This is a genomic window from Acidimicrobiales bacterium, from assembly GCA_035316325.1.
Lineage (GTDB): Bacteria > Actinomycetota > Acidimicrobiia > Acidimicrobiales > VFJN01 > DASXTK01.
Map to the genome: position 1 here is coordinate 1 of DATHJB010000178.1, position 9,245 is coordinate 9,245.

8 protein-coding genes are annotated in these 9,245 nt (G+C 71.3%); 4 read left to right on the top strand and 4 right to left on the bottom strand.

The window, feature by feature from the left end; translation table 11 throughout:
• Positions 1–187 precede the first annotated feature (187 nt).
• The 4 genes from VK611_23985 to cimA all read left to right on the top strand — a co-directional run bounded on the left by VK611_23985 (position 188) and on the right by cimA (position 4,265).
• On the top strand, positions 188–502 hold the full coding sequence (locus VK611_23985) for a PQQ-binding-like beta-propeller repeat protein (protein ID HMG44415.1): 315 nt from the start codon (positions 188–190) through the stop codon (positions 500–502).
• A 163-nt stretch (positions 503–665) separates the two neighbouring features.
• Entirely contained in the window at positions 666–1,646 is a 981-nt protein-coding gene (locus tag VK611_23990) for a 3-isopropylmalate dehydrogenase (protein HMG44416.1), read from the top strand.
• A gap of 62 nt (positions 1,647–1,708) precedes the next feature.
• Positions 1,709–2,626 carry a branched-chain amino acid transaminase gene (locus VK611_23995; protein HMG44417.1) on the top strand — a complete coding sequence of 306 codons (918 nt, stop codon included), beginning with the start codon at positions 1,709–1,711 and terminating at the stop codon, positions 2,624–2,626.
• Entirely contained in the window at positions 2,616–4,265 is a 1,650-nt protein-coding gene (gene cimA, locus VK611_24000) for a citramalate synthase (protein ID HMG44418.1), read from the top strand. Before VK611_23995 ends, cimA begins: the two co-directional genes overlap by 11 nt.
• 66 nt (positions 4,266–4,331) lie before the next feature.
• Here cimA and VK611_24005 read toward each other — a convergent pair whose 3' ends face one another.
• From VK611_24005 to VK611_24020, 4 genes are all read right to left on the bottom strand, one after another.
• On the bottom strand, positions 4,332–6,872 hold the full coding sequence (locus VK611_24005) for an FtsX-like permease family protein (protein ID HMG44419.1): 2,541 nt from the start codon (positions 6,870–6,872) through the stop codon (positions 4,332–4,334).
• A gap of 4 nt (positions 6,873–6,876) precedes the next feature.
• Entirely contained in the window at positions 6,877–7,650 is a 774-nt protein-coding gene (locus VK611_24010; GenBank protein ID HMG44420.1) for an ABC transporter ATP-binding protein, read from the bottom strand.
• A 185-nt stretch (positions 7,651–7,835) separates the two neighbouring features.
• Positions 7,836–8,687, bottom strand: coding sequence for a DUF4097 family beta strand repeat-containing protein (locus tag VK611_24015; GenBank protein HMG44421.1), 852 nt, complete (start codon positions 8,685–8,687; stop codon positions 7,836–7,838).
• Between the two features lie 22 nt (positions 8,688–8,709).
• A partial coding sequence (locus VK611_24020) for a response regulator transcription factor (protein HMG44422.1) occupies positions 8,710–9,245 on the bottom strand: 536 nt, incomplete at its 5' end.

A 9,245-nucleotide genomic window follows, 5' to 3' on the forward strand; every position in this document is an offset into this window, starting at 1 on the left:
TCTGACCCATAAGGCGAACAGGGTAGGACGGTCCCGACCCCTGATCCAACGATTCTCCCCGCGCTACGGTGCTGGTCGGCCGCAGGGGAGCCGATGGGGAGAGTCTGATGGGGCGGATCGGCGTCGGCGTGCACGTCGCCGACACCCGCTCCGTGTACGGCCTGGCCTTCGCCGACGGCACCCGCCTGTGGGCGTGTTCGCCGCCCTCGGTTCTGGCTCCGGGAACCCCTCGCCGCCGCACCGGCTGACGCTGGGCAACCGGTGGATCCTCGAGGCCGGCCACGGGCTGTTGAACCCGCCGGACGACCTGGTCTCGGAGGGCAACGGCCGGCGCGGCTTCCGGATCGAAGAGATCGACACCTGCCTTGGCCTCTACACCTGCCCGAGCTGGGTGGTGCCGCTCGACGGGACGATCGCCACGCACCCCGTCCTAAGCGACGACCAGCTCACGGTCTACGTGGGCACGGCCGACGGGCGGCTGCTGGCGTACGGCCTCCCCTGAACCGTGTTGACGGGCGTCGACGTGACCGGGGACACTTGCTGGTCATGAGCGAGCGCCCTGCCGTCTCGATCGTCGTAATCATCATGTAGCGCACGTCGTCCCTATCGACGTGCGCTGGTCTACCGTCCACCTTGGTGGGCGGTTTCTCATTTCTGGAGCGAATGTGAACCACACAATTGGTGTCATCGGTGGCGACGGGATCGGCCCCGAGGTCATCGCCGAGGCCCTCAAGGTGGTGCGGGCCACCGGCATCGCCTTCGACACCGTCGACTACGACCTGGGCGGCGCCCGCTACCTGCGTGACGGCACCGTGCTGCCCGACAGCGTGCTCGACGAGTGGCGCGGCCTCGACGCCCTGCTGCTCGGCGCCGTCGGCACCCCCGGGATCCCACCCGGGCTCATCGAGCGGGGCCTGCTGCTCAAGATGCGCTTCGACCTCGACCTCTACATCAACCAGCGGCCCTTCCTCGACACCGAGAAGGGCATCGACATGATCGTGATCCGGGAGAACACCGAGGGGCCGTACGTCGGCGAGGGCGGCGTGCTGCGCAAGGGGACCCCCCACGAGGTGGCGACGCAGGGGTCGGTCAACACCCGGATGGGCGTCGAGCGCTGCGTGCGCTTCGCCTTCGAGCTGGCGTCGTCCCGCCCGCGGGCGCACACGACCCTCGTCCACAAGACGAACGTCTTGACCTTCGCCGGCGATCTGTGGGAACGTGTGTTCGACGACGTAGCGGCCGACCACCCGGGAGTCGGCACCGCCTACAACCACGTCGATGCGGCCTGCATCTACTTCGTGCAGGACCCGCAGCGCTACGACGTGATCGTCACCGACAACCTCTTCGGCGACATCCTCACCGACCTCGGCGGGGCTGTCTCCGGGGGCATCGGGTTCGCCGCCTCCGGCAACCTCAACCCGGCCCGCACCGGCCCGTCGATGTTCGAGCCCGTCCACGGCTCGGCGCCCGACATCGCCGGCACGGGCACGGCGAACCCCGTCGCAGCCATCCTGAGCGCAGGGATGATGCTCGACTTCCTGGGCGAGGCCGACGCCGCCGCCCGCATCCGCAAGGCCTGCGCCGACCCGGCGGTGCTGTCCGGCTCCACGTCCGAGATCGGCGACGCCGTGGCGGCCCGGCTGTAGGCCGCACCCCACCCCAGGCACGACGCATCACGCATCACGCACCAGCACCCACGGAGACCGTCATGGCGATCACCCCCACCGAGAAGATCTGGCTCAACGGCGACCTCATCCCCTGGGAGGACGCCAAGATCCACATCCTCACCCACACCCTCCACTACGGCACCGGCGTCTTCGAGGGCATCCGCGCCTACGAGACCGACGACGGCCCTGGCGTGTTCCGGCTGACCGACCACATGCGGCGGCTCCACGAGTCGGCCCGGATCATGCAGATGGACCTGCCCTACTCGGTCGACGAGCTGGTGCAGGCGGCCAAGGCGACGGTGGCGTCGACCGGCCTCGACTCCTGCTACGTGCGCCCGATCGCCTACTACGGCTACGGCGAGATGGGGCTCAACACCATCCCGTGCTCGGTCGACATGGCGATCGCCTGCTGGCCGTGGGGCGCCTACCTGGGCGACGACGCCGCCACCAAGGGCGTGCGCATGAAGATCTCGTCGTGGACGCGGCACGACCACAACACCATGCCGCCCGCCTCGAAGACCACCGGCAACTACGTCAACAGCTCGATGGCCAAGGTCGAGGCCCTGAAGGCGGGCTACGACGAGGCGATCATGCTGAACCCGCAGGGGTTCGTGTCGGAGTGCACCGGCGAGAACATCTTCTGCGCCCGCAAGGGCGTCCTCATCACGCCACCGCTGGCGTCGGGAGCGCTGGAGGGCATCACGCAGAGCTCGGTGATGACGATCGCGCGCGACTTCGGCTTCGAGACCAAGATCGACAACATCGCCCGCAGCGACCTCTACATCGCCGAGGAGGTCTTCGTGTGCGGCACCGCGGCGGAGATCTCCGCGGTGTCGTCGGTCGACGACCGCGAGATCCCGTGTCCCGGCCCCATGACCACCGCCATCGCCGAGGAGTACCACAAGGCCGTGCGCGGGAAGGTCGACCGGTACAAGGAGTGGGTCGAACATGTCAGATGACGTGGGACCCTCGGTGGCGCCGGCCACGCCCGCCACGCCCTCGGCGGTCGAGATCTTCGACACCACCCTGCGGGACGGCGCCCAGTTCGAGGGCATCTCGCTGACCGTCGACGACAAGCTGCGGGTGGCGGAGCAGCTCGACTGGCTGGGCGTCGCCTGGATCGAGGGCGGCTACCCCCAGGCCAACCCCCGCGACGCCGAGTTCTTCCGGCGGGCGGCCGACGGCGAGCTGCAGCTGTCCACGGCCGCGCTGGTGGCCTTCGGGTCCACCCGGCGGCCCCTCGGGAAGGTCGACGTCGACCCCACGCTGACCGCGCTGGTCGAGTCGGGTGTGTCGACGGCGTGCATCGTCGGCAAGAGCTGGGACTTCCACGTGACCGAGGCGCTGCGCACCACCCTCGACGAGGGCGTGGCGATGGTCAGCGACTCGGTGCGGTTCCTGCGGGCGCAAGGCCTGCGGGTGTTCTTCGACGCCGAGCACTTCTTCGACGGCTACAAGGCCAACCCCGAGTACGCCCTGCGGGTGATCGAGGCGGCCGCCACCGAGGGCGCCGACTGCCTGGTGCTGTGCGACACCAACGGCGGCTCACTCCCCCACGAGGTGCAGCGGATCGTCGGCGACGTCGTGCGCTACTTCGGGCCCGAGCAGCAGGTCGGCATCCACACGCAGAACGACTCGGGCTGCGCGGTCGCCAACTCGGTGGCCGCCGTGGTGGCCGGCGCCCGGCAGCTGCAGGGCACGGTCAACGGCTACGGCGAGCGCACCGGCAACGCCAACCTGATGACCTGCATCCCCAACCTGGCGTTGAAGATGGGCATCCAGTGCCTGCCGGAGGGCCGTCTGGATCGGCTCACCACCGTCTCCCGTCACGTGGCGGAGCTGGTGAACCTGCCGCCCCACGAGGCCGACCCCTACGTCGGTCGCTCGGCGTTCGCCCACAAGGGCGGCTTGCACACGTCGGCGTTGGGTCGGGTGGGCGGTGCGTCCTACGAGCACGTCGACCCGTCGTCGGTCGGCAACGGCACCCGGGTGCTGGTGTCCGACCTGGGCGGGCGGGCCGGGATGGCCATGAAGGCCCAGGAGTTCGGGCTGGAGCTCGACGGGCAGGCGGCCGGTGATCTGTCCGAGCGGTTGAAGCAGCTGGAGGCCGAGGGCTACCAGTTCGAGGCGGCCGACGCCTCGCTGGAGCTGCTGATGCGCGAGTCGGGCGGCTGGCGGCAGCCGTACTTCCGGCTCGAGGGCTACCGGGTCACGACCTACCACCGCAACGCCCTGCGGGGCGGGTCGCCGATCGAGGACGGCGAGTCGATCGTCGACACCGAGGCCACCGTGAAGCTGTGGGCCGGCGACGACCGGCTGGTGGCGGTGGGGGAGGGCAACGGCCCGGTCAACGCGCTCGACGAGGCGCTGCGATCGGTGCTGCGGATCCGCTACCCGTCGATCGACCGCATCCACCTCACCGACTACCGGGTGCGGGTGCTCGAGGGCGCCGCGGCCACCAAGGCCGTCGTGCGGGTGCTGATCGACTCGACCGACGGCGACCGCTCCTGGTCGACGATCGGCGTCAGCGAGAACGTCATCGAGGCGTCCTGGCAGGCCCTGGTCGATTCGCTGGTCTACGGCTTGCTCCACTCCTGACGCGCACCGGCCCCGAACGTGGCTGGGGTCCACGTTCGGGGCCGGTGGCGCCGCGGCGGGCGGCCGTCAGTCGGTGGCGATGGCGTCGAGGATGTCGAGCTTCGACGCCCGGCGGGCCGGTCGCCAGGCGGCGACGACACCCACCAGCGCACCGAGCGCCAGCACCACCAGCAGCTGGCCCACCGGCAGGGCGAACACCGACAGGTCCTCCTCGGTCGACCCGAGCGCCTTCATGAGCGCCCAGCCCAGGAAGCAGCCGAGGCCGATCCCGCCGACCGCCCCGAAGGTGGCGACGAGCACCGACTCGCCCCGGATCATCGACCGGAGCTGCCGGCGGCTCTGACCCACGGCCCGCAGGAGGCCCAGCTCCCGCGCCCGCTCGTGGATGGAGAGCGACAACGTGTTGGCGATGCCCATCAGGGCGATGAGGATCGCCAGCACCAGCAGGACGTAGACGATGGTCAGGAACTGGTCGATCTGACCGGCGACGGCGTCGATGTACTCCTGGCGGGTCTGGGCGTCGGGGGCGTGGTAGCGGTCGGCCACGGCCTGCACCGCCTGCTCGCCGTCGGTCATGCTCACCCCGTCGGCCAGCTCGATCATCACGACCGTGTCGGCCTGTTGGGCGGTGTGCGGCAGCCACGTCTCGCGGCTGAGCAGCACCGGGCCGACCAGGTCGGCGTCCTCGTACAGCGCGGTCACCGTCAGCTCCTCCCGGGAGCCGTCGGCGAACGCCACGTCAGCCGGGTCGCCGAGTGACAGCCCGAGGTCGCCGGCGTAGTCGGTGGTCAGGGCGACGGTGCCGGCCGCCAGGTCGTCGAGCGACCCCTCGACCACGCCGACGTCGAGGACGCCGTCCATGTCGGCTCCGTCGACCGCCGAGGCGAACTGGTCGTCGCCCTCGATCCGCAGCGCCGCGTTGGACATGGGGGTGGCCGAGGCCACCTCGGGCAGCGCGGCCACCTCGGGGGCGATGTCGGTGCTCATGCCCACGGTGCTGAAGTTGTCGGTGATCATCACCAGGTCGCCGGCGAACGCCTTGTCGACCGTGTCGTCGATGTACGCCTTGAGCGACGCGGCGATCACCGTGAACATCGCCACGACGGCGACACCCACCATCAGCGCCGACGCCGTGCCGGCGGTGCGCTTGGGGTTGCGCACGGCGTTGCCCCGGGCCAGCTCGCCGCTCACGCCGCGGCGCCGGGCCAGGGGAGCGCCCAGCACCGCACCGGCGGGGCGGGCGGCCACCGGGCCGAGCATGACCACGCCGACGAGCAGCGCCAGCGCACCGAGGCCGGTCAGGGGGAGCGACCCGACCGCGGTGGCGCCGGCGACCGTGAGGCTCACCCCGAGGGCGGCGACCACCGCACCTGCCACCAGCCGTACGCGGGACGTGCCGGAGCGGTCGATGGCCACGTCGCGCAGGGCGGCCAGGGGCAGCACCCGCGAGGCCTTGATCGCCGGGACCACGCTGGCGCCCACCGTGACGATCAGGCCGAGCCCCATGCCGGCGAGGATGGTGCCGCTGTTGAGCGCCATCGACCCGGTCGGCAGCCCGAAGCCCATGGAGTCCATCAGGGCGCCCAGTCCCGACGCCAGGGCGACGCCGGCCACCAGGCCCAGGCCCGAGGCGACGATGCCCACGACCAGCGACTCGGCCATCGTCGACACCAGGACCTGGCGCCGCGAGGCTCCGAGGGCCCGCAGCAGCGCCGATTCGCGGCTGCGCTGGGCGACCACGATGGAGAAGGTGTTGTAGATGCTGAACCCGGCCACCACCAGGGCGATGCCGGCGAAGATCAGCAGGAACGTCTCCATGGCGCCCAGGAAGTCGCCCTCGATGTCGTCCTGCTGCTCGGCGGTGAGCGCAGTGCCGGTGAGGGCCTCGGCGTCGTCGGGGAGCAGCGGGGAGAGCCGCTCGACCAGCTGCGACTGGCTCACCCCGTCGGTGGCGGCCACCCGGATCGCGCTGATCTGGCCCGGCTCGGCGAACAGCAGCTCCTGCGCGGCCTCGGTGGTGAAGCCGGCGTAGGTGACACCGGCCATGCCGTCGGCCGAGCCGAAGCGGGCGATGCCGGTGATGGTCACCTCGACCGGGTCGGGCACGCGCACCGTGGCGGTGTCGCCCAGCTGCAGGTCGCCCAGCTCGGCGGTGGCCTTGTCGATCACGATCTCGCCGGCGGTCTCGGGGGCCCGCCCGTCGACGATCCGGTACGGGTTGAGGTCGGGGTCGGTGACCCAGTTGCCGGCGATGGTGGGCGGGCCGTTGCCGCCGAGCGGGTCGCCGTCGGCCCCGATGACCTGGCCGCTGCCCTCGATCACGGGGACCGCGGCGGCTACTCCGTCGACCTGCCCGACGGTGTCGACCAGGCCTTCGTCGAGCGAGCCGACGTTGGCCAGGTCGTCGACGTCGATCTCACTGGTGCTGCGGACCAGGGCGTCGGTGTGCTCGTTGGCTTCGCTGAAGAGGTCGCCGAAGCCGGCGCGGGTGGAGTCGCCGAGCACCAGGGTGCCCGACAGGAAGGCGACGCCCAGCACGATGGCCAGGCAGGTGCCCAACAGTCGGCGCTTGTGGGCGCGCAGCGAAGAGAGGGTGGTCCTCCACATGACGTCAGGCCTCCATCGACTTGAGGCGGTCCAGCACGCGAGGGGCGCTGGGCTGGTCCATCAGGTCGACGATCCGGCCGTCGGCGAGGAACACGGCGGCGTCGGCGTAGCCGGCGGCGATCGGGTCGTGAGTGACCATCACGATGGTCTGGCCCATCTCGTCGACCGCCCGGCGCAGGAACTCCAGCACCTCGCCGCCGGAGCGGGAGTCGAGGTTGCCGGTGGGCTCGTCGGCGAAGATCACCTGGGGGCGGGCGACCAGGGCCCGAGCCACGGCGACCCGCTGCTGCTGGCCGCCGGACAGCTCGGAGGGGCGGTGCTTCAGGCGGTTGCGCAGGCCGACGGTGTCGATCACGGTGTCGAACCAGTTGCGGTCGGGGCGCCGGCCGGCGAGGCGCAGCGGCAGGGTGATGTTCTCCTCGGCGGTCAGCATCGGCAGCAGGTTGAAGGCCTGGAACACGAAGCCGAGGCGGTCGCGGCGCAGCTGGGTGAGCTGCCGGTCGTTGAGCCGGCTCAGGTCGACGTCGCCGACCACGATGCGGCCTCGGGTGAGCGAGTCGAGCCCGGCCATGCAGTGCATGAGCGTCGACTTGCCGGAGCCGGAGGGGCCCATCACCGCGGTGAAGCGGCCGGCGGGGAGGGTGATGGTGACGTCGTCGAGCGCCTGGACTGCGGTCTCGCCGCTGCCGTACACCTTGGTGGCGCCGTCGGCCCACACGGCGACGGGACCACCGAACAGCGACGGCACCGAGGGGGCTTCGGTGGTGGTGGAGGTCATGCGTCGACCGTACGGACAAAGGGTTTCCATATGAATGGAGCCGCCTACCGCCCGCAAGGTGGGGTTATCCCGACCCTTAGGTGCGAACCCTTAGGCACCCCGACCATCAGCAGGACGTCGTCGGGGTCGAGGCGGCGGTGGGGGCCTCGCCGAGGCCGCGCCGGATCCGCACCCAGGAGGAGCCGCTACCCGGGCGTGCGGTAGCGGACCGTGACGGAGCCGGCGTCGCTCGTCGCGACGATGGTCCGTTCGGCGAACGGGGACGTATCGACCTCGGTGGTGACCGAGCCGGCGTCGCTGTCGGCGGTCACCTTGTACTCGGCGGACCCCCTTGGGAGCACCACCTCGACCGACCCGGCGTCGGACGTCGCCACCACCGACTGCGGCTCCTCGTCGAAGTCGACGCGGACCCCGCCCGCGTCGGACGAGACGGTCACCTGGTCGCCCCTCAGGCCGACGGCGGTGACGCCCCCGGCGTCGCTGCGAGCGTGCACGGACCCACCGATGCGGGTGAGGTCGATCCCGCCGCCGTCGCTCGCGACGTCGACGTTGCCGTCGATGTCGCTGACGTCGAGGTGGCCGGAGTCGCTGCTGACCAGGACGCTCACGCCGGCCGGCGCCTCGACCTCGTAGCTCACCGAGCAGTGGTAGCTGAAGAGCGCGGAGCAGGAGCTCCTCATCACCAGCCGGTCGCCCTCGACCTGCTCGCTGTGGTCGGTGCGGCGGAGGCCGTCGTTGATGTGGGTGCGCACCCGGATGGTGTCGGTGTCGGTACCGACCACCTCGACCTGCCCGCCGGCACCGTTGTGGATCTCGACGGTGCCGATCCCCTCGGCCGAGTAGGAGTTGTCGAGCCGGCGCTGCTCGTGGGCCAGCGCGGCGATCACCTGGCTCACGCCGAACGCCAGCATGAGGACGACGAGCAGGCCGCCGCCGAGCCGCCACAGGACCCGGGCCGCGGGGCTGCGCCGTGGCGGGCCGCTCGGGCGGGGCGGCTCGGGCGGCGGGGCCCCGTCGACCTCAGGTGTCACCAGCACGACGACGTCGCCTCCATCGGGATCAGCTCTCCAGCCACCGCAGCACGGCCAGCACCCGGCGGTGGTCGTGCTCGGTCGGCGGCAGGTCCAACTTGGTGAAGATGTTGCTGACGTGCTTCTCGACGGCACCGTCGCTCACGACCAAGGCTCGGGCGATCGCGGCGTTGGTGCGACCCTCGGCCATCAGGCCGAGCACCTCACGCTCGCGGGGCGACAGGCGCTCGATCGGGTCGCGCCGGCGGGTGCGGGCGAGCAGCTGGGCGACGACCTCGGGATCGAGCACGGCGCCGCCGTCGCCCACCCGGGCCACGGCGGCGAGGAACTCGGCCACATCGGCGATGCGGTCCTTGAGCAGGTAGCCGAGCCCGCCGACCGCAGCCCCGGAGAGGAGCTCGCTGGCGTAGCGCTCCTCGACGTACTGCGACAGCACGAGGATGCCGATCTCGGGCCAGCGGTCGCGGATCTGCAGCGCCGCCCGGAGGCCGTCGTCGGTGTGCGTGGGGGGCATGCGCACGTCGACGACGGCCAGGTCGGGCTGGTGCCGCTCCACCACGACGA

Coding starts and splice junctions, on each gene's coding strand:
- VK611_24005 (HMG44419.1), bottom strand. CDS start 6,872: ATGTGGAGGACCACCCTCTCTTCGCTGCGCGCCCACAAGCGCCGACTG.
- cimA (HMG44418.1), top strand. CDS start 2,616: ATGTCAGATGACGTGGGACCCTCGGTGGCGCCGGCCACGCCCGCCACG.
- VK611_24010 (HMG44420.1), bottom strand. CDS start 7,650: ATGACCTCCACCACCACCGAAGCCCCCTCGGTGCCGTCGCTGTTCGGT.
- VK611_23995 (HMG44417.1), top strand. CDS start 1,709: ATGGCGATCACCCCCACCGAGAAGATCTGGCTCAACGGCGACCTCATC.